Source organism: Candidatus Edwardsbacteria bacterium (assembly GCA_031082425.1).
GTDB lineage: Bacteria > Edwardsbacteria > AC1 > AC1 > EtOH8 > UBA2226.
Map to the genome: position 1 here is coordinate 51,935 of JAVHLB010000005.1, position 26,578 is coordinate 78,512.

General features: G+C 56.3%; 21 protein-coding genes. 2 read left to right on the plus strand and 19 right to left on the minus strand.

From position 1 onward, the window contains the following. Positions 1-82: 82 nt before the first annotated feature. From RDU76_06240 to RDU76_06255, 4 genes are read right to left on the minus strand one after another with little or no spacing between them, the layout of a single operon-like run. Positions 83-853 carry a hypothetical protein gene (locus RDU76_06240; protein ID MDQ7798525.1) on the minus strand — a complete coding sequence of 257 codons (771 nt, stop codon included), beginning with the start codon at positions 851-853 and terminating at the stop codon, positions 83-85. Positions 854-900: 47 nt separating this feature from the next. Continuing rightward, positions 901-1,482, minus strand: a complete 582-nt coding sequence (locus tag RDU76_06245) for a hypothetical protein (GenBank protein MDQ7798526.1) — start codon at positions 1,480-1,482, stop codon at positions 901-903. Between the two features lie 21 nt (positions 1,483-1,503). Next, on the minus strand, positions 1,504-5,520 hold the full coding sequence (locus tag RDU76_06250; GenBank protein MDQ7798527.1) for a hypothetical protein: 4,017 nt from the start codon (positions 5,518-5,520) through the stop codon (positions 1,504-1,506). Then, positions 5,520-5,927 carry a hypothetical protein gene (locus RDU76_06255; GenBank protein ID MDQ7798528.1) on the minus strand — a complete coding sequence of 136 codons (408 nt, stop codon included), beginning with the start codon at positions 5,925-5,927 and terminating at the stop codon, positions 5,520-5,522. The genes RDU76_06250 and RDU76_06255 overlap by 1 nt, the downstream gene beginning before the upstream one ends. 75 nt (positions 5,928-6,002) lie before the next feature. Between RDU76_06255 and RDU76_06260 the strand changes: the two genes are divergently transcribed. Further along, positions 6,003-6,512: a hypothetical protein gene (locus RDU76_06260; protein MDQ7798529.1), complete on the plus strand. Its 510-nt coding sequence runs from the start codon at positions 6,003-6,005 to the stop codon at positions 6,510-6,512. Here RDU76_06260 and RDU76_06265 read toward each other — a convergent pair. The 10 genes from RDU76_06265 to RDU76_06310 form a co-directional block, all read right to left on the minus strand. Further along, positions 6,509-6,886, minus strand: coding sequence for a hypothetical protein (locus RDU76_06265; protein MDQ7798530.1), 378 nt, complete (start codon positions 6,884-6,886; stop codon positions 6,509-6,511). The genes RDU76_06260 and RDU76_06265 overlap by 4 nt on opposite strands. Positions 6,887-6,889: 3 nt before the next feature. Then, entirely contained in the window at positions 6,890-7,597 is a 708-nt protein-coding gene (locus RDU76_06270) for a hypothetical protein (protein MDQ7798531.1), read from the minus strand. A gap of 149 nt (positions 7,598-7,746) precedes the next feature. Beyond that, complete coding sequence (locus RDU76_06275; protein MDQ7798532.1) at positions 7,747-9,012, minus strand: hypothetical protein; 1,266 nt, start codon at positions 9,010-9,012, stop codon at positions 7,747-7,749. A gap of 87 nt (positions 9,013-9,099) precedes the next feature. After that, positions 9,100-10,095 carry a hypothetical protein gene (locus RDU76_06280; GenBank protein ID MDQ7798533.1) on the minus strand — a complete coding sequence of 332 codons (996 nt, stop codon included), beginning with the start codon at positions 10,093-10,095 and terminating at the stop codon, positions 9,100-9,102. Between the two features lie 77 nt (positions 10,096-10,172). Then, complete coding sequence (locus RDU76_06285) at positions 10,173-10,730, minus strand: hypothetical protein (GenBank protein ID MDQ7798534.1); 558 nt, start codon at positions 10,728-10,730, stop codon at positions 10,173-10,175. Between the two features lie 128 nt (positions 10,731-10,858). Continuing rightward, the gene (locus tag RDU76_06290; protein ID MDQ7798535.1) at positions 10,859-11,590 is read right to left on the minus strand and encodes a hypothetical protein; all 732 of its coding nucleotides are present in this window, start codon (positions 11,588-11,590) and stop codon (positions 10,859-10,861) included. A gap of 8 nt (positions 11,591-11,598) precedes the next feature. Continuing rightward, entirely contained in the window at positions 11,599-13,638 is a 2,040-nt protein-coding gene (locus RDU76_06295) for a hypothetical protein (GenBank protein MDQ7798536.1), read from the minus strand. Next, positions 13,638-13,853, minus strand: coding sequence for a hypothetical protein (locus RDU76_06300; protein MDQ7798537.1), 216 nt, complete (start codon positions 13,851-13,853; stop codon positions 13,638-13,640). The genes RDU76_06295 and RDU76_06300 overlap by 1 nt, the downstream gene beginning before the upstream one ends. Continuing rightward, positions 13,847-15,448, minus strand: coding sequence for a hypothetical protein (locus tag RDU76_06305; GenBank protein MDQ7798538.1), 1,602 nt, complete (start codon positions 15,446-15,448; stop codon positions 13,847-13,849). Before RDU76_06305 ends, RDU76_06300 begins: the two co-directional genes overlap by 7 nt. Positions 15,449-15,467: 19 nt before the next feature. Further along, a complete protein-coding gene (locus RDU76_06310; protein ID MDQ7798539.1) occupies positions 15,468-15,908 on the minus strand; it encodes a hypothetical protein in 441 nt (146 codons plus the stop codon). Positions 15,909-16,465: 557 nt separating this feature from the next. On the opposite strand from RDU76_06310, the gene RDU76_06315 reads away from it, so the two are divergent. After that, a complete protein-coding gene (locus RDU76_06315; GenBank protein ID MDQ7798540.1) occupies positions 16,466-17,305 on the plus strand; it encodes a class I SAM-dependent methyltransferase in 840 nt (279 codons plus the stop codon). 70 nt (positions 17,306-17,375) lie between these two features. Here the strand turns inward: RDU76_06315 and RDU76_06320 are convergent, their stop codons facing one another. The 5 genes from RDU76_06320 to RDU76_06340 all read right to left on the minus strand — a co-directional run bounded on the left by RDU76_06320 (position 17,376) and on the right by RDU76_06340 (position 26,519). Then, positions 17,376-18,077 carry a hypothetical protein gene (locus RDU76_06320; GenBank protein MDQ7798541.1) on the minus strand — a complete coding sequence of 234 codons (702 nt, stop codon included), beginning with the start codon at positions 18,075-18,077 and terminating at the stop codon, positions 17,376-17,378. A 63-nt stretch (positions 18,078-18,140) separates the two neighbouring features. After that, complete coding sequence (locus RDU76_06325) at positions 18,141-22,238, minus strand: Ig-like domain-containing protein (protein ID MDQ7798542.1); 4,098 nt, start codon at positions 22,236-22,238, stop codon at positions 18,141-18,143. A 1,508-nt stretch (positions 22,239-23,746) separates the two neighbouring features. Beyond that, positions 23,747-24,649 (minus strand): hypothetical protein, encoded by a 903-nt coding sequence (locus RDU76_06330; GenBank protein ID MDQ7798543.1) that lies wholly within the window; start codon positions 24,647-24,649, stop codon positions 23,747-23,749. A 7-nt stretch (positions 24,650-24,656) separates the two neighbouring features. Next, positions 24,657-25,967, minus strand: coding sequence for a PEGA domain-containing protein (locus RDU76_06335; GenBank protein ID MDQ7798544.1), 1,311 nt, complete (start codon positions 25,965-25,967; stop codon positions 24,657-24,659). A gap of 3 nt (positions 25,968-25,970) precedes the next feature. Continuing rightward, positions 25,971-26,519, minus strand: a complete 549-nt coding sequence (locus RDU76_06340; protein MDQ7798545.1) for a redoxin domain-containing protein — start codon at positions 26,517-26,519, stop codon at positions 25,971-25,973. Positions 26,520-26,578 lie beyond the last annotated feature (59 nt).

A 26,578-nucleotide genomic window follows, 5' to 3' on the forward strand; every position in this document is an offset into this window, starting at 1 on the left:
ATTTTGCTTTTATCTCCCTCTCCAAATGCCTTTGGAGAGGGGCGGGGTGAGGTCATCCTCAAGCCAGAGGGGCGGGGTGAGGTCAAGGCACCTGATCGGTGTTGATCCCCTCGCCGAATTGGCTCTTATACCCGCCCTGTATCGGCTCAAACGTGCTGGCTATCGAATCAAGCACCCGCTGGGTTATCCCGGCCTTGGGCAGTATCTTCAGTTTCTTCAAATATGCTCCCTGGCCGGACATGTCCTGCACCCGCTTTCCCTCGTCGTCGTATACGGTGATATTCTTCAGCCGTTCCATGATGTTCCGGTAGGCGTTGTTCTCGCTGTCGCTCCAGTCGTTCATCTGGCTGTTCATGGTCTGCTGTTTCAGCTTGGCCTGCATCGGCTGCCCGGAAAGCGGGGTATCCTCTATCCGCTTGGCGGTCCCGTCAATGTCGTGGATTATCCGCCGCTCATACCATTGCCCGTCCTCCTTCTGGATCATGTACGGCGTGCTGTAGATCTTCCCGGACCCTTTTGGCTTGCTGGCCTGTCCCGCTATCTGCGGCAGCCCCGCCCGTTCCGCCAGCTCCGGAGGCACGTTCAGCCCGGCCTTGTACATGGTCATGGCATCCTCAAAGGCCTTTTCCCGGTCCTTCACCGCCTTGGTCTGTTCCGCGGTCATGGACAGCATCTGGGCGGCCCGGCGCTCGTTCCGTTTGTCGGCAATGGTCTTCACTATGCCGGAAAGCGCCTGCATGCCCAAATCGGCGTCCGATCTCTGCGGGTTCAGCGCCGCCCTCATCTGCATGTCGTATGTGTTGTCCTGCTTGCCTTTCAGCAGGCCCAGCAGTTGTCTCTGATATGCGTCCATGTCCGTATATCCTTAAAATTAAGCTTTGATCTTTTGGCTTTGCGCTTCTACTGTTGATACCCGTAGGTCTCCAAGCCCTGCGGGTATTGTCCTTTCATGGCCAGCCGTTTCAGCCACTCGGCCAGGGTCATCCCCGCCGGCCTCTGCCCGCCCATGATCTGATTTACCCTCTCCGCATCGGGGAGGGTGGCAGTAGCCGGGAGGGGTCCCGTTCCCTGTCCGCTGTCCGCTGTCCGCTGTCCGCTTGCGCCCGGCATCACCGCCCCGGCCACCGCCTGGGCCGCCGTTCCCGCGCCAGGAGCCACTAAATTAAGCAGGTTGGCGCCCAGATTCACTCCGGTGCCTATCGCTCCCCACTTTTTAGCCTTTTGCTCCTCTTTACGGATCCTTTCCAACTCGTCATTTCGTTCCTTTTCCGCCCGGTTCAGTTCGGTGGCCAGCAGGTTTATCCCGCTGCCCTCCACCGCTTCCTGTCCGGCAATGCTGTCCAAATTGCTTTGCAGGGCTCCGCTCTGAACGCCTCCGGCGCTTTGAAGGCCTGCGGCATCCTTGGCTCTGGTTCTGGCGGCCCGGCCTTTACGCATCAGGTTGTCCATCAGCATTTGCCCGTAAATATCTCCGTATGCCATCGTATTTCCCCTTTATTGGTATTATGTGTTCTTTTCCGCTGTCAGCTCCATCTCGGCTATCTCCACCGGGCTGGTGGTCCTGATCTTGGGCCTTATGGTGTTCACCGTCCCTATCCTGGGCGGACGTCCGCTCTTCGGCCGGTATTCGTCCTCCAGGCTTTCGGTCCCGCTGTAGGCGTTCTTGGTGCCGGATGCCGTTATCAGGCTTATCACCAGTGCGCTTTCGTCGTTGCTGGCCGTCGGCGTAAGCGTAAACCTTAAAACCCGCCAGTAATCGGACGTGGTTTTCTTGGCCCAGATTATCAGATAGTTGTCCGTCAGGTAAGAATTGCCGCACAAATACAGCGACTGATACGATGTCTTTATGTTTGTCGAGCTTCCCCAACTGGTAGCTCCGTCGATCCGCTTAAAATAAACCGTTGCTCCGGATCCGTTGGAGAACACCACGATAATGGTATTGTAGGCCGAAAAGGCGGCAATCGAATTGTTGGAGCTGGCCGCGCTGGCCGATACCGTGCTGTCCAGCGTCCAGGTCCCGTATATGTTCCGGTAACAGTAAACTGTTGCCGAAAACAGAACAAAAAGGTATTCGCTGCCGCTGTGCTTCAAATAGGCATAGGAGTTATTTGTGTATACGCTTCCTGCCACCGTGCAAACATTGGGATAACTGCTCCATATCCCGCCGACGCATTCCCAAATGGATATCTTGTTGGTCTGCTCCACCACGGTAAACACCGGATTCCCCGCGTTGTTTATAAAAAGTCTCGGTCCGTACAGGTAGCAGGGCGATATATCAGTGCGATAGGCCGTTACGGACTTGTCCAGCGTCCAGGTGGCATGGTCCTTGGACGATTTATATATATATGCCGTATATCCGACATAATCCACATAAACCAAATATATAATTCCATCTTTGATTACCGATGATATCCATCTTGCCTGAGTTGGGGTGGGCAAGATTATTATGTTCTGCTCGGTCCCCAGTTTCTGGCTGTTCACGTTGAATGTGTTGTAAACTATCCTGTTATTCCAGGCCGCCGTCAGTCCGGTCCACAGCAGGTACAGGGTATTCCCGTCCGCTGAAAGCAGTATGTTCGTCCCGTTTATGTCGTAGTTCCCGTTCACCGAGCGGTCTACCGCTATTCTTTCTATGGCTCCGGTGGACCGGTTGAGTTTTATCAGATCCACCGAGGTGTTTTTATCATAGTCGCTCTTTCCGGTGGTGGTGGTGTCTTTCCAGGCCACCAAAAAGTATTCGTTACCGTCTCCCGCCACTACCGACGAATTGTTGTTGCCCCACTGCATGGACGAATTTCCGTTCAATTCCGCCGGCAGCAGGGATCCCGAGGGCGTCATGGTCTTTTCGGCCGCCGTCGCCGCCACCGTATAGCCGCTCAGATCCCTTTCATACGATCTTATCAGCCCCTTTATGCTGGATGCCCTCATCCTCTGCTCGTCAATTCCCTGGCCCTGCCATTCCCTCACCAGTGGCACGTTGCTGTTGCCGCTTCCGTTAAAGTTCTTCCAGCCCTGCCAGTAAAGCACCCAGGACCGCCCCATAAAGGCCAGATAGTCCGATCCCGACCGCACAAAGGCCTTTATCTCCTGCCCCGGTATCTTGAACGACCCGGCTTTGTTCATGTCCACCTTGTGGCCGAATACCGTGTTGTTGGCCGCCGCTCCCGGCAGCGGGGTGGCGAATATCAGGCTGTTGTCATAGCTCGATCGGATCATATGGTTGCTAAGCGGCAGCGTTCCCTTTAAAAACTGGAATCGCCAGTAGTCGGCCGCGCTGGAATACCCCACGCTGGGCTTCAGGTCGAATGTTACCTTGGTGTGGGACCATATGTTGCCGGAGGCGTCGGTCACGGCCGGGGTGTCGGCCCCTTCGGTCCGGTAATTAAGTGCGCTGAACTTGTACCCGGCGGTTATCTGGGCCAGGGTAAGCTCCGTCCAGGGTGACCAGTTTGCGCTGGCCAGGCCCGAATAGCTGCCCAAAAAGGTCACTGTAAGGCCGTTGGCGTGGTTATATTGCAGGTTGCTGTCCGGGGTGATCACATTCCCCGATATGGCCGTTATATAAAAGGTCTCGTTCCCGTTGGTGGGGTCGGTTATCTTTATCTGGTCGCCTATTTCCAGTCCGGATGCGCTGGCCGACGCTACGGTTATGGAAGATCCTCCCGCGCTGTGCACCCCGGACAAAGTGGTGGTCCCCAGGGTGTCAAGGGTGGCCGACTTTCCCACCCTTATCTTGAACTTCGGGTAGTACTCGCTGTCTATCTTGCGGAATCCGGCCAGGAACCGGCCGAAATCAATCTGCGAGCTGGCTGTCAGTCCCGTCCCTTTGGCTATGGCGTCGATGTAGGTGACCTGGGTGGAATCGCTTCCCTCAAGTCGTATTTCACCAATATTTATAAAATTACTGCCGGCCACCGCTCCGGCGGTTCCCGTAAAGGTCATACCGAATATTTTCATTTTAGCTATATAAACTGGACCTCCCGTAATATATAGCGTTACAGAAAATCTGCTTATTTTGGCATCACTATCATCATCTTCTGTTAAATTGCTGTACCACCAAGCCAAAGTAATTGAACTGCAGTATTTATTTACTGTTATTTCCTGCCAGCCAGTTGACGGTCCTATTTTACTTATTTGTTTTCCATCAGCATATAATACTGGATCAGTATGTTTTGTAAGGAAAAATGAATAATCCTGATTTACCAATCTGTAGTAAGTAGGGGATGTAATATCCGGATAAGCTGGATGATTATCATATAATGGCGCGCCATAAACCCCACCTACGTTATTACCGGAAGCATCTAAACATCCAATTCCTCCGTTTTTCCATGGGGTTGTTGCTCTTCCTACTGTATATGGGATAACATTAGTTACCCCTAATGACATCCATCCGGCGTCTGCCTCGGTATCGGCTCCCAGTCTCATCCTGGCGCTTACCTGCTCGAACTCCGGCTTGGTGTCCTTTCCTATCCCCACCAGATTGCCGTCGCCTTTGTAGATCGCTTTCAGGCTATTCCTTATGCCCGGGGCCAGTGGCCGCACGTAAAAACCGGCTTCGGCGGTAAGGTTCACCGGATCGCCCGGTAACTTGCTGTAGGATCCCCTTCCCAGCATCAGCCAGCTTCCGCCTTCGTAATTGCTGTAAAAACTGAACAATCCGAACTCGTTCACAAAGGCCGCGTCTTTTATGGCGCATCCCGCGCCCTGCAGGGCGCATATTATGTTAAGGCTCACTATGCCGTTCTCGCCCGGGGCCAGTCCTATCCAGAACACTCCGTTCTGGGTGGCTGCAAAGGCCGAGGTTTCGCTCATCTGGCAAAGTGCCGTGTTGTATCCGCTCACTCCCTGGGCGGCCGCCGCCACCCATTGGTTGTCGTCGTATACCTTGTCCAGCCTTTCCTGCAGCGTGGATTTAAACCGGTTGGGATCGTTGGGCGATGATAAAAGGTATCTCTCTCCGTCGTCTATCACCGTCCGGCTGCCCATGTACAGGCCCCGTATGAACGGCGGGAACTCCGTCAGGCTGGTCACTTTCAGGGCCCCGCTGGTTGGCCAGGTGGTGCCGTCTATCAGGTAAACGTCCACCCCGTTGGAAAACACCACGTCCCGGTTGCTTCTCACTATCCAGGCTACATGCAGGTGCGGGGATCCTCCTTCCAGCTCCAGGTCCGTTCCATCGGCCGTCTCGGCAAATGACTTGGTGGCCGCCTCGTTGTCCCAGTCGGCCCATTTGTTGGCGGTGTATATTATCTTGCCGGTGGACGTCAGGGCCAGTATGTAATTAACGCCCTGCGAGCTTCTAAACTCCACGGCGTCGTATATGTCAAATCCAAAGGCAACGGTGTTCAGGGGATCGCCCGAACCGGTGTATTTGCCGTCCATAATGCCGTCCCTGGGCCTGAATCCGGACATCAACAGGCACTCCCCGGGATCCATGGCCCTGGGATCCTTGTCTTCCCTCATCCCCTTGAACCCCTTTTGCGGGGTTATATCCATCAATGTGTTGCCGTGCCTCTGCATTACAGTATGGCCACCCAGTTATAATTTATTCCGCTTCCGGCGGTGATGTATATGTTCGTGGCGTCTGCCGCCGCGCTCATATAGGGCGCGTCAGCCGCGGCCGCCAGGGCCGAGGTTGCCGTTATCAGCACCACGGTCGGGGCCTCGGTCAGCCCGTGGGCAATGGTCTGCTGCGCCCCGGTCCCGGTGGAGCTGTTCTTGGCGTGCTTAAGCTGCGATATCCTCAATCCTGCTGCCGGCAAAGCGTCCGCTGCGCCGTATGAATGCCGGCCGTCCGCCCCGTGGGCCTCTATGTCCATAAGCTCGACGTCCGCGCTGTCCTTTATTTTAAGGTGGTTGTCGGTGTCAAGGTAAATGGATCTCTGCTTTACTGCGGACCCGTCGAAGAATTCGTTTAATCCCGGCATTTTATTTTCCTTTTTCTATTGACTTTTTTATAATTTTGATGTAATGTTCAATCGTCAAATATGAGGTTTATTGCCATGAAAAAGATAATTCTGTCTTTCTGTCTGGGTCTGGTGCTTATCGGCTGCGCCAAGGATCCTGTGGCTGTTGATCAACCGGTTATTCCTTCTCTTTCAAGCAGCAATATCTCATCTTCATTATTCAGCACCGTTTGTATAAGTTATAATGGCGTTTCTTATGACACTTTTGGTATCGCTGCACTGGATGTAAAGATCATTGGAAAGTTTCAGGGATTCGATTACATTAAGACATCCAGCGATTCGGTCGGCGGCTTCTGTTACCTGCACAATTCAAAAATGATAGAGATACCGTTTGATCATGCATTGCCGCCTTATTGTTCTTACCGGGATACATCCAATGCGTCTTTGTGGATTGTTTATTACTGGTATCCGCTTTCATCTGACCCCATCAATCCGTCTTTTTCGCCGCTATTGGCGGATGATACTCTCACTTCCATTGACAGCACTATTGCCTATTTTTCCTGGTGGTATGATAATCAACGGTATCAAGTCCGCCGTAAGCTCTAAGTCCCCAGCCTTCCGTCCGTGAATATCTTCACCGTTCCGTGGTTCCTCATCGTCCCAAACACCTGCATTCTGCCGTAAAGGAATATGGTCCCGTAGTTGGTCACGTCGTAGTAATCCTTTTCGGCCCCGGCCTCTATCAAAAGCACCTGATCGGACAGTATGGTGATGCTTTTCATTATGTCGTTGTCGGCGCTGGTGCCGGAAACGGCCGCATTATTGCCTGATTCCAGGGCTTCGGCAATGCGTTCCAAAGCCTCTATTTGTTCGGGTGAAGATCCGCCGGCTCCGGACGCTCCGGCTGCTGTGGCGGCCCCGGTATTGCTGTTCGAAGGAGCCCTGGCCACATTGCCGCGATATGCAGTCCCGTGAGGCATCTCTTAAAAGCTCCCCGAATAACCGCTAAGGTTCCCACCGGTGCCTCCCGGGCCCAGTGGTATCATGGCCCGTTTGCCCGGCTGGCTTTTCTTCAATGAAAAGATCAGCTCCTCCACCTCGGCCCTTTGGGCCTTCTCGCCCTCCCACTCCTTTTCCGCCTTATAAAAAAGCCTTATGGCCTCCGCCACCACCAGGTCCGCTATGATGTCGGAAACAGCCAGGCTGTCTCCGTCGCTTATCGGGTCCTGGTTGTAAAGCGCACCCACTACCAGCCCGTCGGTCACCGCGTCGGACGGTTGCGGGTGGATGTACAGGTTGCCGGAATCGTAGCCCACTGCCGGGTTTTCGCAGGTGGCCGCTATCGCCAGCTTGTCGTTCTCCTCTATCGGCCGCTGGATTATCCGGCTGGCCGGTATCACCAGGTAGTCGTCATTGGCCCCGTATTTCAGCTTGATATATCCCAGGGCCAGTATCTTGCTGGCGTCGGTTACGGCGTATTTGCAGGTGGCGGCCGCCAGGTCCTGGTTGGTCTCCTTGGCAGCGGTGGACATCAGCCCGGCGCACTCCGGATAAAGCCGCTTTAAAATGCTCTTGGCCCCGGAATATGCCCGGTTGATGTATAAAAGAATGTCGGTATCAGTGGGGTTATCGTCGCCTTCCCCGCTGTCCGTCCTAAAGTTGGTATAAAGATCCGCCGTAGTGTAGGCCATATATCACTCCTTGCTTTTATCTCCCTCTCCCAAAGGGGGAGGGGCAGGGGTGGGGTCGGTTCCCTTTACTGGCTCCGGGGCCTTTAATAAGACCACCGGAGCCGTTCACTTTCCCCTATCCCAGGGGAGGGGCAGGGGAGGGGTCAGATCTAGAAGTATTTCTCGATGTCGGTCAGAACGCCGATCTGTCCCAGATCGTAGAGCCCCATCTGCATGGGATGCCAGATGGCTATCTCGCCCACCGCCTGGCCGGGCACCCTCAGGCCGCCCTCTTCGGAATCCATGTAATCGGGCTCGTCATCTGCCAGCGGGGCCACCCACAGGTTCTTGCTGGGCATGACTATGGCCACGCCTTCCGGCATGTCCGGGTCCACCACGACCGAAAGGTCCTTGTCCACCTTCCAGTCGGGCTCCATGGCCAGCAGGGTCTTCTCGCCGTCCATGGGGTATCTCTGCCGGTCGGCAAAGGTCTTGTCGTAGAAGAAGTCGTTGGTCTGGCTGCCGATCAGCACCACGTCGCACTTGAAGTTGCCGCGCACGTTGACCCGCCTTTTCAGGTTGCGGATGGCCATAGACGGCTTTTCGTAGATGGTCTTGTCGTCGTCGGCCGAAATGCTGATGGGGTTGGTCCGGCCCGTCCGGGTCTTGCTGCCGATGGTGTTGTCCTTGGTGTACAGGTCCACCATCCCGTAGGGCAGCAGGTTGTGCGAGCCCAGCATGTACAGCGGCTGCTCGGCATGGGCCGCGGTAAAGGCCGCCCCGGTGGAAAGGTCGCTCTGCACGCAGGCCAGGGTCACCGTTCCGTTGTCGTTCTCGGTGATGGTGCTGATGATGCCGTAATATCCGGTGTTCAGCCCGCTGGAGCCGTTCCAGCCCGGCTGGCCGGAATCGGCAAACTCCACCGCCAGCCCCTCGAACAGGTGGTTTATCTGGGTCCCGGCCGGTATGGTGATGCTGGAGCCGCCGGGGCTGTTGGTGGCCTTGGCGCACACCTGGCAGGCGTAGCCCACGTAATGGGCTATGTTCATCATCTTGTTCAGCGAGGCCCAGGCGGTTTTGATCTGCTTCTTCAGCATGTTGGCGCCACTGGTGTCCTTCAGCTTCTTCAGCAGCCAGTCGTACCGCAGGGAGTACAGGTACTGGGCGACGTTGTAGGTCACCGCGTCGGCGACGGCCGCCTGTGCCGCGTTCTGCAGGTAGATGTTGCTGGTGGTGTGCAGGCCGCCCTGCAGCGCGCCGGTGTGCAGGCCCTGGCCTTCGATCACCAGCTGTTTATTGCCGTTCCAGTTGGCAACCTTCTCGTTGATGCGGTTGGTCTTCAGCAGCTTCGAAAGCTTGTTCTCGCTGTTGTACAGGGGTATGGCCTCTCTGCGGACCTCCTGCATTATGTTGGTAACTTGCGCTCTTGTGAGCATGGGTATTCCTCCTGTTTATTTATGGATTTATTGTTGTGATTGTCGTTTTCCTAACCATGATCACCGGATGATGGTCCTGAAATTTTCCTAACTCTCCATTGCCCAGTTGGCCAGGGTCTTCCCCGGTGTAGGCGCCCCTTCCGCTTCCGGCTGGGGAGCCCGGACTATGTCCGAAAGCTCGGCCAGCTTGTCCTTGTTTTCGCGGTAGTGGTTCAGCACCGACAGCTCGATCTGCTTCATCATGGGGTTGTCCTTGCCCACGTTCTGCTTCACGAACTCGGCCACCTGGTTCTGCAGGGCCGGGTTGCCGGCCTGCATGGCCTTGCCAAAACTGTCTAACCAGTCGCTCTGGGCCTGGGTGGCCACCATTACCGGGTCCACCTCGTCGCCGTGCTGGTCGTTCAGGATCTTTATGGCCAGTATCTGGGCCTCCGGAACATCCGGGGCGAACTTCTTGCTTTCGCTCAAAAAGTGCAAAGCCTCTTCGGCCTGCTGCTTTTCGGCCATCGGCCGGCGGATGTCGGTCAGCTGCTCGGTTAGTTCGTTTATCCTCTGCATGGCCGGGGTGAGCAGTTTGTTCAGCTGTCCGGGCAGGATCTCGTTGTACAGCCTCTGCTCCTCCGGGGTCAGGGTTGCTTTCAGGTCTTCCGGGATCTCCAGGCTAAAGGTCTGCTGGGGCGCCTTCTGTTCGTATTCCGCCAGCTTCTGCTGCAGGCTGGTCAGGGCGGCGGTCTTCTCGCCCAGGGTGCCGTCGTATTTTTTGCGCACCCCCTCCAGCCTTTTGCCTATGTTGTAGTCGTAGCTGGCCTGAAGGACCTTGCGCTCCTCCGGGGTCAGCTTGGCCATCAGGGTGGAATAGTGGCGTCCCAGTTCCGGGCTGTCCGGGGTAAATTCGTCCTTGGGTTGTGCGTCCGGCGCTTTCGCAGGTTCTGCGCCATTTTTGCCGGTGGCGTCCGGTTGTGACTGCGGTTTGTCGGGCGCTGCCTCGGCCGGGATCTCTGCCGGTTTCTCCGGGGCGGCGGGTGCTCCGCCTCCGGCCGGTGGATTCAGGTCGGGCAGTATCTTTCTCAGAAAATTGTTCATGGTAACCTTTCTCTGGCTTTAACCGGCCAGGTCGGTCTTGTTTGGTTGGGTTGAACTTTTAACCGTTGAATTGATCATTACCACTGGGCCGGTTTGCTCTTCTTGTTGTCTATCAGGTCCGATGTAGATACCTTTAGCTGGCAGTCGGTACTATCGGCAGCCACGTTGCCGGTTAATCTCAATGCTATGCCGGCCGCGTTGCTCTGCCGATAATCAAAAGCCTTGTACCAATCAATAGTATCTTTGGCGGTTATGGTTGGTTTCAAACTGTCGGAAGCCAAAATAGCTATCCATCCGTTGGCGCTGTCACCATAGCATTTGCCGTCATTGTCGATGTACTTGTAGGCAATGTCCGGCACATAACACACGGTGGCCGTAGTGTCCTTGGGATAGAATTTAAAGTAGTATGCCCCGTACGGCACCTGATCGGTCCCAAAATACACCAACATGGTGTCCGATCCGGTCCCGTTGGTGGTGGCCGCATAGGTGGTGGGGATATAGGTTCCCCGGGTGGAATTGGCGCCCAGGTAAGAGCGGTACTCGGTCTGGCTCAGCGGGCTGTTTTGGGCCTGGCACACGCTCACGCTGAAGATCAGCGCCAGCACTGCCAAAAGGATTACTGCTTTTTTGATCATGGTCCTTAAACTCCTGATTATGGTTAAATTCTTATTATTCCTCCCTCTCCAAATGCTTTTGGAGAGGGTCGGGGTGAGGTTAACCTCAGCCAGAGGGGTTGGGGGTGAGGTCTCTCTTTTGCTTTGGTTCAGTCTCCGGCCAGCTTCCTCAGCTCGGCCAGCACTTCCCAGGGAGCCAGCCCTTTGGTGTCAATGTCCACCGCCGTGGCCTTGTTCTCCAGCTCCAGAGTGACATCGTCTATCATGCCGGCCAGCACCTTGTTGGTGGCGTCCTCCGGAGCGGATATGCTCAAAGCTTCGCAAACGGCCAGCAGCTGGGCCTTGTTCATCTGGGATACCGGCTTCTCCCGGTTCTCGGCCAGATCGATCGTCTTATTCCCCTCTCCCTCAGGGGGTGGGGGTGGGATCTTTTCATTGGGGCCGTTCTTCTCCAGCCAGGCCTTGGGGAATATCTCGTTGGCGCCGTCTTCCTTGCGCTTGGCCGTCACCTTTCCGTCCTGGCTGATGTCCACGATCAGCACCCGGGTCTTCTCGCGGACTATCTGGCCGTTCTCGTATTCGTGCGGCAGCTTCGGCAGCATCACGTCGATCATCTTCCCTATCCTGGGATCCTTGGGAGCCGGCTCGGCTTTAGCCTGGTTCTCCGGCTTGAACTCGTCGGATATCTCGCCGGCTATCCCTTCCGGCAGCAACTTAATCGGCAGCACGTGGTTGATCTTCCCGTCGTTCAGGGTGGCATTGACTGCGGTGTACTCCACTATGGTGGCCTCCCTTCGCTCGGTCACCAGCCTGCCCTCCCGGTACTCCCCGGTCGGAATGTCGGCGGTTATCCGTCTTCCCAGTAGTTTTTGTTTGTCCATGGTCTCTCCTAAATGATTGGTTGGTTTAATATTTTCTCGGGATCTTGCGCCCCCGGTGGCGTCGGTATTCCGGCTCCCGGCTGTCCCGGGATCTGCGGCACGTTGGCCAGTGCCACTTCCTGCGGCTTGTCCACCCCCGGTATGTCCATCAGCTCAAACAGCCGCTTTATCAGCTGCACCGCCGTCTTCTGAAGGTTCCCGGTGGTGTCCATCGGCACTATGGTCTTCAAAAAGAACATTATTCGGCTTATCTGCAGGTTTATTTCCTGGCTTATCAGGCTCTTGGGTCCCACCTTGGCCCGGGATATCACTCCCATCATCTCGGCCGTCCAGGGGTACTTCTTGGCCACGGTTATCTTCTTGCCGTTGTTAAGCTCCAGCTCCTCTTCGCTCTCGATCTCCCTCACCTCGCTCACCAGGTTCTTGTCGGCCAGCATGTTCAAAAGATCGGTGTAAAATCTGGAGAACTCCTCGGCGTCCCGGTCTATATTCAGCCTTATCTTGCCCATGTTGCGCTCGTTCAGCATCTGGCTCTGGCCCAGGGTCGGCATCTCCTCCTTGGTGGTCCCGGGCATGAACTGGTCGGCGCTGTATCCCTGCAGCATCTGCTGGGAAAATACGATGAATTCCGTAAGCGTGGTCGGAGGCTCGGCCGATCTCAGCTCCTTCACCGGCAGGTCCGAAACCAATATCCCGGTCTCCGAGCCTTCCGGTATGCTCAGATTCGGGTCCCCGCCCACCGCCAGCCACTTGTTTATCACCATTTTGTCCAGCATTTCGTATTTAAACGAAACGTTGTCGTTGAACAGCTTGTTGGGCGTGGTCATGAACAGCGCCGTGGGCATGGCCTCCATCATCCCCAGCACTATCCGGTCGAATATCATGTATATGCCCAGCGTCTCGTCAAAGCTTCTCGGCAGTCGGCAGTCGTAGGCCCTCACCAGCTTGCCGCCCAGCATGGTGAATCTTTGGCTCCGCTTCTCCATTCCCTGCGGCTTGCGGAAGAATCTCAGCCGCTCATACACCTTTTCGCCCACCGGCAGCCCGAAGTATTTCAGCTCCTGCAGCGATCCTTTGCTGATGGCCGGCACCTCCTCCTCCTTGGGGCCGTTCTCCTTGTCGCCGTATTTGATCTCGGCGCTCTTGCCGTATATGTTCTCCTTGGCGTAGATCCTTTGGGCTTCGCTTTTCAAAACATAGTCCCGCACTATCCAGCCCTTGGTGTTCAAATGGCTGTCCACCCGGCCCACCGGAAATATCTGCCAGGGATACAGCATCTCCACCACCGGCTTGCCTTCGTAGGTCCGGGCAACTCTCCACTGGCTTTCGTCCAGCTGCAGGGTGTCGCCCAGCTCCTCGCCCTCCGGTATGTGCAGGTCGTTGAAGAAGTCCGGGGCCTGCTCCCTCAGCTGCTTGGTCTGCACCGTGGCAAATCCCTCGCCGTCCGCGTCGTATTCCCCGGTCACCACGTTCCATTTGTTTCCGGCCTTTACCTGGAAGGTGTCTATGTAATCGCCCTGGCCCGGATCCCAGTCCAGCAGCCAGGCCATGGTGCCAAACACCCGTCGGCCCTGGCAAAGCTTTTCCCGTATATTCTTGAATTTCAGACCTTTTTCGCACACGTCGTTCAGCACCTTGGTCACCCGGTCTATTACCTGGTCCGGGGTCAGCTTTACGAATATTGGCGTTCCCCTTTTGTCGGTTTGATTCTCCGGCAGGGCGTCGTTCACCCCTTCGACAGGTCCGCCGTATACCAGCTCCGGCTCTATAGGGTTTGCGGTCTCCTTGGACACCATGTCCAGGATCTGCTCGTTTATCAGGTTCATGGTTATGCGGATCCGGCCGTCCTCGTTCCGCCTCAGCATTTTGCCGGATTCCCGCATGTTCTTTATGCTCCAATCCTCCTGATATGGAGAAAAGGCCATCTGGTAGCAGTAAGACCACACTGCGTTCCAGTTAATGCCGTAAAGCTTGCTGTTATCCCGCTCCTTTTCGGCGGCGGTCAACAGGTTTACTATCTGCTCGGCTATCTTCTTCGGATCCTTCATCACTGAAACCTTGATTGTGATTTATGGCTTTTGTCGGCCTGGTCGTCGTCCTTGCCTTTTTTCTTTTTGTGCCGCCCGGCCAGGTATTCCATGGCCGTGCCGCTTTTGATGGCCAGGATGATCATGTCCAGCTGTTTCAGGTGCTGGGCCTCCCGGATGATCAGCAGCGCCGCCAGCACCACTATCACTCCCCATAAAATGTATTGATCTACCATCTGTCGCTTCTCCTTTGGCCGTAGTTCTTTTTCTCCATCAGTTTCTGGTATGCCCTGTCCAGATTGGCCGCACCCGGCTGGTGCGCCGGCTGTTTGTCCTTTTTCTTGGGATAGTAGCCAAAGTCTTCCATCATGGCGGCCGCGTCGGCCACGTCCCACAAACTGCTTTTGGGGTACTGCAGCAGCTGGTTCTCCAAAGCCCCGCCGGTCAGCCCGGGATAATGAATGATGGTCTTTTCGGCATAATACCTCTGCAGCTTGGCTATCCGGCTGTACTGCCCCACCTTGTGCTCGTCGCCGGTATGCTTTATCTCGAATACCGGGATCACCACCTTGCCGTACCGCTTCACCTGCTCCTGGTTGAAGATCTCCTGGGTAATGGTCGGCATGTTCACCTCCACCACCAGGCCGCCCAGTCCGGCCCTCAGTCTGCTGCGTTCGATGTTCTTGGCCAGATATTCCTTGTTGGCCTGCCAGCCCCTGGAGGGATCCCAGTCGCCCAAAAAGTTCTTTTCGTTCTCCATGAACACCTGGTCTATGATGTCCTTCTGCCCTCCGCTTATGCCGTAGGCCTCCTCAATGTACCGTATTTTGTCCTCGGCCCACAGGATCGAGCAAAATCCGCTCTCGCATCCCTTGCCCGAAGGCTTATATCCCTCCGGATCCAGGTATAAAAAGCGGTGATACGGCATGCCGTCCGGCACCGTGCCCCTGGGCTCAAAGTATTCCCGCTTAAAGATGTTGCTCTTTGACGGCAGCGGGGCCAGCAGGTACTGGCTGGCGGCCACCTCGGAGCCCACCTCTATCAGCCGCTCCTTTAGTTTGTCGTCCGGCCAGTGCTCCGGCCAGATGGAATGTCCGTTCTTATCCCAGCAGGGCTTTATCATCTGGACATAGTTTTTGTGCTCCCTTAGCCGCATCATCAGCCCGTCCAGCACCCAGGTGGTCCCCACCACCACCTTCCGGGCTTTAGAGGAAAGCACCGGGATAAAACTGTTAAAACTGCTCACCAATTTGTCCACTTTCTCGGGAGTATCGGTGTTCTCATATACCTCAATGTCGTCGAAGATCACCAGGTCGCTGTGCACCGATGTCGGCAGCGAATCCATTCCGAAGGCCATCACGGTGCACATGTCCGGCCGGGCATAGGGCCGTTTTACCGTCCACTCCCGCTCGGTCCATTTTTCAGCCTCTTTCTCCGGGTTTTCAAAGCAAACATCCGGGGCTATGGCTTTCAGCCATTTGTTCATCTCAAAGTGCCGCCTTATGGCTAAGCTCTTTTTAATGGCCATGGCCTGCACCCCGTGGCCCCAGGTGATGGCGATCATCGGGTTGCGCAGTATCTCCTGGATCACAAAGGCGCTCATCACCGTGGTCTTCATCATGTCGCGGGATACCTCTATCAGGGTATTGTCCGCCCGTTTATTCAGAATATCTCGGAACTCCCGGAAGTAGGCGTTGTCCACCTTTACATAGTCCGGAGGCAAAGCCCGTATCAATATCTCGTTAAACAAAAAAAGCAGGTCCTCTTCGCAGTATTTGCGCAAGGCCCTGGCTTTCTCTTCGGCGGAAGCGGGAGTAACCGGACGGTCCATCCTGGCCGCCGGTCTCTTTTCAGCCGCTCCCCTCTTTCTTATCGGTCTTCGGCTCGGTCTTATTTCGGTTAAGGATCGCTTCAAATAGATCTTCCACCACTTTGTTTCTGGTTTCCACCGGGCCTCCGTTCGGACCCGATACCGAAAGATGTCTTCCGAACTCGTCCCTGGCCAGCCGTTCCAGCATCCACCTGGCCACTAATGGATGACTGCTGTGCCGGTTTATGGTGATCCTGGCCCTCAGCTTGGGAGTATGCTTTAACAGGGCCTTTCTGTCCCGAAATCCCTCATGCTCCTGGCTGTAGCGGTCAAGGGCCGAGCGGGATATTCCGGCATAAATGCAGGCTTCCTCGTCGGTGGCGCCCATGGCGAACATCCGCTCCAATTTCGAAACAACCAGTTTTTCGTCCTTGCCGTCAAAGAACTTTCTCCCGGCGTTGCTTTCTTTTTTTTTGGCCATAATCTTTTCTCATGGTTTTGCCGCCATGGTCGGCATGTAAAACAAGCAGGGGGTCGATAATCCGGCGCCGCTTATGCGATGGCTCCACTCACCGCTCCGCAGCGTTTTCCCGGATTAAGCCCCCCTGCCTGGTTCGATCAAGGAAAATGGAGCCTCTCGCTTTCTGTAAATATTCTAAGCGAGATTCTCCAATTTATACAAATTCGTTTTCCCAATTAGCATAAAGCCATATTTCAAGATGCCTGTATTTACTGCATTCCAAGCCCCCTAAAAATTATATTAAAATATTTTTATTTTTCTCTTGACAAACATGTCCCAATTAGCATATAATCGCCGTAACTTATTTTATGCTCTGTCATACATTCAGCCAATAAAAAAACCGACCCCTTAAAAAGGCCGGTTTTAAATGCACTCTTACCTATCTTTATTATAAATCCCTTGCGCTCTTTTACATACATATTTAAATCTATAAACCAAGCTCCACAGCTATTTTATATTTTAGCTTAGATTAAATATTATGTAAACTATCAATATTGCTTATTACACAGGGGTTTATAATGCAGATCCTCACGCCAAACAGCCTAAAAGACCACTCCCTCCTCGATTCCGGCAATGGCCGGAAGTTGGAACGCTTTGCCGGTTATCTGATCTCCCGGCCCGAGCCCGGCGCCATCTGGGATAAAAAGCTTTCAGCCGCCGACTGGAACCAGGCCCAGGCGGTGTTCATCGAGACCGGCAAATGGCGGCAGGTTTCGCCTCCTCCCCGGCCCTGGCTTTTCAGGTACATGGATATGACCCTAGAGCTTAAGCTGACCCCTTACAAGCATACCGGGGTATTCCCGGAGCAGGCCGTCAACTGGGACTGGTGCTCGGAATTGATCAAAAACAACCCAGGTCAGCCCAATGTGCTCAACCTGTTCGCTTATACCGGGGCCGCCACTTTGGCCGCCGCTGCGGCCGGCGCCAGGGTCTGCCACCTGGATTCATCCCAGCCGGCCGTTTCCTGGGCCAAGCGCAACCAGGAGCTGAGCGGTCTGTCCGACAAGCCCATTCGCTGGATGGTCGACGACTGCCTGAAGTTCGCCGAGCGCGAGGTTAAACGCGGGGCCATATATGATGCTATCATCATGGATCCTCCAGCCTTTGGCCGTGATACCTCAGGTAAAACATTCAAATTTGACCGTGATCTGCCCAGACTTTTGAACGTTTGTTCCAAGCTGTTGTCCCACAACCCTTTGTTTTTCCTGATCAACGCCTATAACGTGGGGCATTCACCCCAAGCCCTAAAGAACCTGATGGCGGATATCCTGCCGCCAGAGCGGATCCAATGCGGTGAACTTCATTTGGGCAATAATGATATCTCCATGCCCTGCAGTATATTTGCCAGATATAGTTAAACTACATATTTACTAAACTAAAAAGCCCGGTCTTATAAAGACCGGGCTTTTATTATTGCATCCAACTGCCTTAGAATACGTAGGTTGCCACAAGTTTGGCATTGATCCCGCTGATCTCCAGCGGCAGCGGCAGGACCTGGTCCTTGTCGTGGTTGTAATACTCCAATACATCGTTGACATTGTCCGGTTCATGGCTTTCCTTGATTATCAGGTGATCCACCTCGCCCATCTTGTAGCCGATCTCGGCGCTGATATTGAACTTGGGCAGGGCCACCAGGTCCAACCCGCCGAAGAGTCCGAAGGTGGCGGCGCTTCCCTCGGAGTTCCAATAATGGTTCCATTGGTTAGGCCTGACCTCGCTGGCATCCAGTCCGGCCCAGACGTTGCCCACCGAGACGCCGGCCTTGGCCTTTAACACCATGGGCACCAGCGGCATGGCGTACTGCACAAAGACATCCACCGGCATCAGTTTGACCTTGTAGGCATGCTGGTCCAGGTTGTCCTCGGCCCATTCCTTGGAATTGGACCAGTATCCCAGGTCCACCCCGCCGCCCAATCCCAGGGGCAGGCCCAGTTTAACCTGTCCGCCGAAGATGACTGCCGAACCGAAGGCCGTCTGGTGGTCGTAAAGCAGCACCTGCTCGTTGATGGTGGTCAGCGCCGGGCTGTAGAGCCCGACATACGGCCCCACCCCGATCTCCAGTCCCGGCAGGGCAAAGGCGTTAAGCGATAGCAGGATGATGGCCGAAACCATCAGGGATAGTCTCTTCATAATGGCGCTCCGTATTGTGTTGTCTTTAATGTTATACCAAGTTAAGGGTTAAAGTCAAGCCTTTTACCTGACCACCACCATCTTGCCTACGCTCCGGAACTCCCCGGCGCTCAGCTGGTAGAAGTAGATGCCGTTGGCCGCCCGGTTCCCTCCCCGGTCCTTAAGGTCCCAGGTCTGGCTGTAATACCCGGCCGGCTGGTCGGCATCCACCAGGGTGGCCACCTGCTGTCCGGCGATGTTGTACACCTCCAGTTTGACCCGGGCCTGCCGGGGCAGCTGATAGCTGACGGCCACCGGCCGGTTGGACGGGTTGGGCGCGGCCCGGCCCAGGAAGAATCCGCCCGGGATGCCCGGGCCGGCATTCAAGGTCAGGGCGGTGCTCCCGCTGCAGATCTCGGCCCCCTGCCCGTCGTACAGCCGGTAATGCAGGGTGACCGGGGCCTGGACGGCCTTGGCCCCCTCGAAGCTCATGGAGAACAGCTGGCCGGATGGTTCCTGGCCCTCCTGCCATTTGGCGGCGCTGATGACGGTCCGGCCCTCCCCCTGCTTGCTCAAGAAAAGCTGCGGCCGGTCACCCCCCTGCCAGAGGTCCGATGCTTCCAGGGCTTTTACCGCCAGCAGCGACTGGTCGTATTCCATCACGGCATCCATCGAGGCGAAGACCGCCTCCGGCGATATCCTGGCCACCAGCTTGAGCTTTTCGCCGGGCGCCGCCTCCAGGCTTACCGGGCCGTCCTGATAAGCGCCGGACCCGGCCGGCTTGGAATTGTCGGCCCGGTTCCAGGAGTAGATGAAGCCGCTGAGGTCCTCGAAGTCCAGTTCGGCGGAGCCGCCCACGTACACCCGCTGGTGGGGCCAGCTGCCGCTTAAGGGTCCGGCCTCGTAGAGCCGGTCATAGGGCGCATACCAGCCCGAGGCGAACATCCCCAGGTCGGCGGCGTTGACCAGCCGGTTGCCGTCGTAGTCCCCGAAATAAGAGGTGTAGAAGGCCATCTGATAACTGTCGGAGGAATCCCCGCTGGCGGTCCCGCTGTTGTTGCCGTCCAAAGTGGAGATGTTGGCCGAATCCCTCAGGGTGCCGTGCAGGAACACCGTGATGGTGTCGTTGGCGGCGAAGCTGCTGTCGGGCGATATCCGCAAAGTGCGGCTGGCCGCCAGCCAGGTAAAAGTCTGCCGGACGATGGAGGTGTGTTTCCCCCGGACCTTGATATGGATGGTGTCGATGTATCCGGTGTACAGGGGCTTGGTGAACTGGATCCACAGCGACTGGCCGGCCGGCCAGACCTGGTGGGTGTCCGGGGTGATCAGGGCCACCTGCAGGATCCCGCTGATGCTGACCGTGCGGTAGTTGCTGTAGGCCGACCAGTTGCCGGCCAGGTCGCGGCAGCGCACCCGCCAGTAGTGGGTCCCGTCGTTGACCCCCCAGGCCGGGACGGCCGAGGTGTCGGCCAGGGCGCTGTCGGTCTCCAGCGGCGAGAACGAGGTGTTCTTGGCCAGCTGCAGCTGGTAGCGGACGGCCTGGGCCGAGCTTCGCCAGACGAATTGCGGCATATTGGTGTTCAGGCTGGCAGCATCCGCCGGCGTGGCCAGCGCCGGCACCGCCGGGGCCTTGGTGTCCACGGTGAATTTCCATTTTTCGGACGGTGCCGACCAGTTGCCGGCGGCGTCCCCGGCCATCACCCGCCAGTAATAAATGCTGTCGGGCAGGGTCACCTGGATGGTGTAGGCCGTGGTGTCAATTGCCTCGTCGACTGTAATGGTGGCAAAGGTGCTGTCCGGGCTGACCACCAGGCGGTACCAGACCGCCCCTCGCGATTCCTTCCAGACGAACAGCGGAGTATTGTCGTTGCAAAGTGTATCATTGCCTGGTTCGGACAAAAATGGTGCCTCCGGTGCCTGGGTGTCTATCCGCAGGGTGCGGGCCGGGGACCAGCCGCTGGTGTCTGAAGCTGAGTTCTCCCCCCGCACCCTCCAGTAATACAGGGAATCGGTCAGGGCCAGGGTGCCGGCGCTGTCGGAGATCAGCAAAGTGTCCTTGGCCAGGGCGCTGAAGGAGGAATTGTAGGAGCACTGCAGGCGGGAACCGGCCTGGGCCGAGGCCCTCTGCCACAGAAAGAGATTCGAGGCGCTGTCCCGGACCTCCCCGTTATAGGGCTGGACCAGGATGGGGCAGGTGATGGTGTTGTCCACCAAAGTGCTGCATTCGGCCGCCGTGGCGAAGGCCTCGGAGTTTCCGGCCGAATCCCAGGCCGACACTTCAAAGTAATACTTGTTGCCCTGGGCTCCGGTGAAATTGTATGAGGTTCCGGCATAGTTGACGTCCAGGTCGGACCAGCCTCCGGAATTGATCTTGTACTTTATCCAGTAATTGCCGTTGAGCCCCGAGCCCCCCTGGTCGCTGCCGGCGTTCCAGCTGAGGGTAAAACCAGGGGTCCGGCTGAACTCGTTGCTGCGGGCGGCCGCCCCCTGGGGGGCGATGTGATCATAGCGCAGGTTGACCGACCCGGCGTTCTGGAAATCCAGGTTTCCGGCCTGGTCCCGGGCCCAGACATAAAACGGCGTCACCCCGTCGCTTCCCACCGAGATGTTGAACGGTTTGGAGAAGCTGATGCCGTATCCGGTGGTGTCGAAATTCGACGAGGGGGCCGCCCCCAGCTTGTAAAAATAACCGTTGATGGCCGAGCTGTCCGGGGGCACGGTGAAGTTCACCGAGAACAGGTCGTTCTTGGTCCAGGGGCTGGGGCTGGCCCCGTTGGCGGTGACCGCGGTCAGCTGGCCCGGGGCCTGGCTGTCCAGCTTGAAGGGCAGGCGGCTGCTCCAGGCCGCCCAGTTGCCGGCCAGGTCCCCTCCCCTCACCCGGCCGTAAAGCCAGCCGTCCGGCAGCGGGGTCTGCAGTTCGAAGATCTCGGCCAGGGAGACGGTGTCGGCTACCATGACCGCAAAACCGGTGTCGGTGGAGATCTGCAGCTGGAAATGATATTCGTTGTACTGCTTGGTGATGTTGAACTCCGGGGTGGGGTCGTTGATCAGCTGGTTGTAGGCCGGGATGTTTATCCAGCAGGCCGGCGGGGCCTGGGTGTCCATCACATAGCGCCGGGGTGCGCTGAAATCGCCCCAGGCCCCGGCTCCGGCCCGGGCCCGCCAGTAATAGCTGCCGTCGGCCAGGAAGGTGTCCGCTTCGCATTCCGAGGCGCCGGCCACGCTGTCGATCAGCACCGGGGCGAAGGAATCCAGCAGGGCCAGCGACACAAAGTTGTTGGCGTTGTACCGGCTGACGGTCCGGGGCTGGTAGGGGTCCTTGACGTTGATCACCCACAGGCCGTTCTCCCAGTCGGCCACGTAGGCCAGGGTGTCGTCCAGCACCACCCGGCGGTAATCGCTGGCCAGGCCGGAGGAATCATGCTGGCCGAATTGAATGGGGCTGGCCGGATTGGAGATGTTGATGATCCTCAGGCCGTAGGAGCCGTCCGCCAGGTAGGCCAGGCTGCCGTTCACGGTCACGCCCATGGTATAGTTGGCGCCGGTGAAATAGCTGCCGGCCTCCACCGGGCTGACCGGATCGGAGATGTTGATCACCCGCAGGCCGCCGGTGGCATCGGCCACATAGGCATAATTGCCGGCCACCGCCACGGCGAAAGCGTCGCCCGGGGTGTCCAGGGAACCTGCCGATGCCGGGTTGGCCGGATCGGAGACGTCTATCACCTGCAGGCCGCTATTGGCGTCGGCCAGGTAGACGTAATTACCGCTCAGGGCCAGGCCCCGGGGGCTTCCCGGACTGTCGTAGGACCCCACCAGCACCGGGGCCAGCGGGTTCTTGACATTGACGATGCGCAGGCCGTATCCCCAGTCGGACAGATAGGCCAGGGTGTCGCGGATGACGATCCCGGTCAGGTCGCCCGAGCCGATGGAGGTCCATCCCCGGTATACCGGGGCCGCCGGATCGGAAATGTTGACCGACCACAGGCTATGATTGGAAGCCACCAGGGCGAAGCTGTCGATCACGGCGATGTCCGAGGCGTTGCCAGCCGAGACCTGCCCGCAGTAGACCGGCTGGGACGGCCGGGAAAGGTTGTAGCTGTTCAGACCGTTGTAGTAATATGCGGCGAAAACCCAGCGGTGCCCCTTCCCCACCTGCAGTTCATACTGAGTGGCCCCGGCCACGTCGGACCAGTCGAAGTTGGGGAAGCTGTCGTTGGTGGCGGTATCGGCCGGGAGAAAGGTGAGCGCGGGTATTCCGATTGTGGGTGTTGAAATACTAAAACTTCTTACCTCAGACCAAATACTTGAATCAATAACATTCTGATATGCTTTGACACGCCAAAAATACCAATTTTGCGGCAATGCTGGTGCTATGTAGGTGGTATCAACAACGGTTGTGTCACGCGCAAGAACTGAGAAATTATTAAAAGGTGATATTTGCAATCGATAGGTTGTTGCAGAATCTACAGAATGCCAATTAAATGTTGGAGTATTTGATGCAAATAATGTGTCATTAGGTGGGCTTATTAATTCGGGTACCGTAAAATATTGGCGATACATTATTGTAATAATGTCATCATCTGCAGTATCCATCCATGTTGATCCTGTAACAAACAAAACTCTGTCGCCATTAGTGCAAATTCCACAACCGTTATCGTGGTTGAGTTGAGTGCCGTTGTATGCTTTTGTCCAAAGCGTATCACCAAAAGAATTATATTTTATTGTTACAATATCATAATTTGACCCATTATAGCTTTGGCCTGTTATATATATGTTACCTTCATTATCAATAGTAGAACCTTTTGCCATATCTTCGCTATTAACAGGCCCGTTATAAACCCTCGACCATAGGGTGTCACCAGCAGAATTATATTTTATTAAAAAATAATCATAGTTTGATACAATACGTGTGCCACTTATATATATATAACCAGTTTTGTCAATACTACAATTCTTTGCAATTTCGTCATAAATTCCTTGCCTCTCCCATATAAGATCACCATTTTGATTATATTTTAATAATTGCAAATGGTTTTGGCCGGACAATCCACATTTCCCAGCAACATATATTACTGAATCACCAGAAATGGCGCAACTATAGGCAACATCGCCAGTGCTGCTAGGCGCTGTATATTTTCTGGTCCAAATAGTGTCACCATTTGAAGCATACTTTATAAGTATTAGTTTTGATTGCGTGCTGTCGTAGCTTAGGCCCGCAACAAATATATTGCCGTTTATATCGGTTGCGCAAGAATATGCTTCATCATTTGAATTATATTCACCATTATATACTCGTGTCCAAACGGTATCCCCGTCTGGTTTATATTTTATGGTTAGTATGTCGTAATTAATTCCATTGTATGATCTGCCTGTTACATAAGCGAAATTCGAATCGCCAATTGCACAAGAGTTGGCTTCATCTGTTGCATTTGCGGAACCATTGAATGTCCTGACCCATACAGTGTCGCCGTTCAAATCATATTTAATTAGTATGTAATCATCCACATTTGTCATATCCCTTAAATTGCCTGCAACATACAAGTTACCAGTTATATTATTATAGGCACAACTACGTGCAAGGTCAGCACTATTAGGGTTACCCGTAAAGTGTCTTGTCCAAACCGTATCCACCTGCGCCAAGCCCATTGTCGTAAATCCGGCCAGCGCCAGCGTCATCAATAAAATCTTCTTCATTTCCCGCCCTCCTTGCCGGAAGCGATATAGATGTAAGCATATTTATAAGGGTTGGTGGTGGTGATCGGGTTGTTCAGGGTGTCCCTGGCCTCGATGGTATTGACGTACAGATACATCGAGGTGGCCGCGGCCATCCCCACCGCCTTGATCTTGAAGATCCTGCCGGTCCCTGTCACCCCGGCCGGGCTGCCCCCGGCCACCCCCAGGCTGACGTCCATATAATAATCGGAGCCGTAATCGCTGAAGAACGGTCCCAGGGGCGAGCCGCCGTTGGATACCCAGTGATAACCGGTATCGGCCCCGGCCCCCACCGTGTCGATCACATAGGGATTGTTCATGTAGATGATCAGGCGGACGGCCGCCACCGGGGTGGCCATGTCCTCCATCTCGCACCACACCTGGGCGGTCTCGCCCACCGCGATGGTCTGGCTGGGCGGGTACATTATGAAGGTATTGGCATACTGGTTGATGATGAAGCTGCGCGGCGGGGTCGGCAGGCCCAGGTAGCCCCCCCTGTCGCGGGCTATGGCCTGGATGGTATGGGCGCCCTCCTTGAGATTGGTGATGGTCAAAATGGTGTCCTTGGACCAGGGTTCGTGCCAGGCCTGGGCGGTGTCCAGCCTGTAGGAGTATTCATAGTTCACGCCGGAGCCGTGCAGGCGGATGGTGGCGGTGCCGGAGGCTATGGAGGCCCCCTCGGCCGGCGAGATTATCTCCACCGCCGGGCCGGTGAAATCGGGATTGTCGGGATCGTAGGGGTTGCTGTGGCTGGGCGCCACCGGCCGGCCGCATCCCGACAGGGCCATTAGGACGGCGGTAAATATTATCAGCCCCCACCCCTCAGCCAGCCCGGCGGGGGATCTTCTCGGGGTGACAAAGACATTGTTCTTTTTCATCATTTTCACCTCACCAGCTGTAGGTTAGGGTGGCCGAGGCCTTCAGGGCGCCGGTCTTGTCCGGCACCGGCGCAACCTTGATCTTGGGTTTGCCCGGGAAGAACACCATGGCGTCCAGGAAATTTATGCCCCAGGCCGCCGAGGCCAGGGTGATGGCGGTCTTCATCTTGTCGATCCGGGCATCCAGCTGTTCATCGGCGGCCACCCATTCCAGATACAGGGCCTGGGCGTCGATGGCATTGTCGGCCGCCTTATAGTCGTCATAGCTGTCCTGGCAGGTCTTTTCGGCCTCCGACTTTTGGACTATGGTGGCGGCGCTGTAAGCCAGTCCGCCGATCCCCGCCAGCAGGTACAGGGTGCCCATCACCGGGCGGTTGGAGTAGCGCTGGCCGCTGCCCGGCAGGAACAGCGAGGATATGGCGGCCCTGGTCCGGGATTTGCGCTTGAGATTGAGGTTCAGGCTGTAATCCTGGTCCCGGTCGATGTTCAGCAGCCCGGCGTTCTGGTGGTAGCCCTTGGCCCTGATCTTGAAATTGTAGGTCCCGAAGGGCAGCTTGGCGGTGCAGGGCAGGACCCCCAGCTTGACGGTGTCGTTCATCAGCACCTGGGCCCCCGGCGGCGTTCCGTCGATATTGACCGCATACTCCATGACATTCAGACGCACCTTGATGTCGTAGTCCCGCACCTCCTTGAGGTCCACGCTGCCGTCGTGATCCTTGTAGCCGGGCTTTTTGATCACCAACCGGTGGACGCCCAGGGCCTCGTTCTCGATCTTGAAATCGGTCCGGCCCACCTTCCGGCTGTCCCAGTAGATGTCGGCATCGCCCGGGATGGAGGAGACGAACAGGCTGGCCGAGGGCACCATCTTCCACACCACCTTCTTCATGCCCCACTGCTGGAGGTCCTCGATGGTGCCGGTGAAATCCTGGGAGACCTCGGTCTCGATGACCCCCCTCTCCACGTCGATCACCCGGGCCTGGACGGTGTAGGTGTTGCCGATCTTGGAGATGGTGCCGCCCATCATCTTGGACACCGCCATCAGCTGCCCCACCTGCACCAGGCAGGAGGCGTCGCTGCAGGCCCCGGTCAGCTGGAATTTCTGCTCCCGGAGGATCTTGTCCATCTGCTCCCGCTCCAGCACATTGAAGTGCCGGGTGTTCACCAGCTCGGCCCGCAGGCGGTCCGACAGGATCACCGCCTCGGCCTGGCTGATGTTGCGGGGCTCGAACTGCAGCACCGCCACCGCCGTCTTCTCCTGCCCCCGGGACAGGCCCGGCAGCAGCAACAGCAGAACCGGGATCAGGATCCTATATTTCATCATGCTTCACCTCTTGGCTTTTTTTGATTTGCTTTTTTTGGGGTATATCACCTTGTCCAGCATCTTGCCCAGCGCGGCCACCCCCTTCTTCTGGTCGAAGCCGTGCCCGATATAGCGGATGTTTCCCGAGCCGTCGATCAGCACCAGGGTGGGAAAGCTCTTGACGTTGTATTTGTCGGCCACCGCGTTGAACTGGTCCAGCAGGACGGTGCATTTATACCTGGCGGAGTCGAAATACTTGAGCAGGGTGTCCTTCTTCTCCCCCACGTCCACCAGCACCATGATCAGGGAGTCGGACGGGTATCTTTTCACCAGGCTGTCCAGCAGGGGCAGCTCCTTCTGGCAGGGCTTGCACCAGGTGGTGTAAAAATCCAGCAGCACCGCCTGGCGGCCCTTGGGGGCGATATGTTCTGAAAGGAAGAACCGGGAGCCGTCCAGGGCCGGCAGGAAGAAGGTGGGGGCCGGAGCGCCCACCTTGACGGTGTCCTGGGCCATCAGGCCGGAGGCCGAGGCGGCCGCCAGGACCATGAAAAAGAAAACTCTTAACTGCTTCATATTCCTCTCGTTGAAAAGTATCATCTTTGAATGATAGCAGAACAAAAACGGCCTTGTCA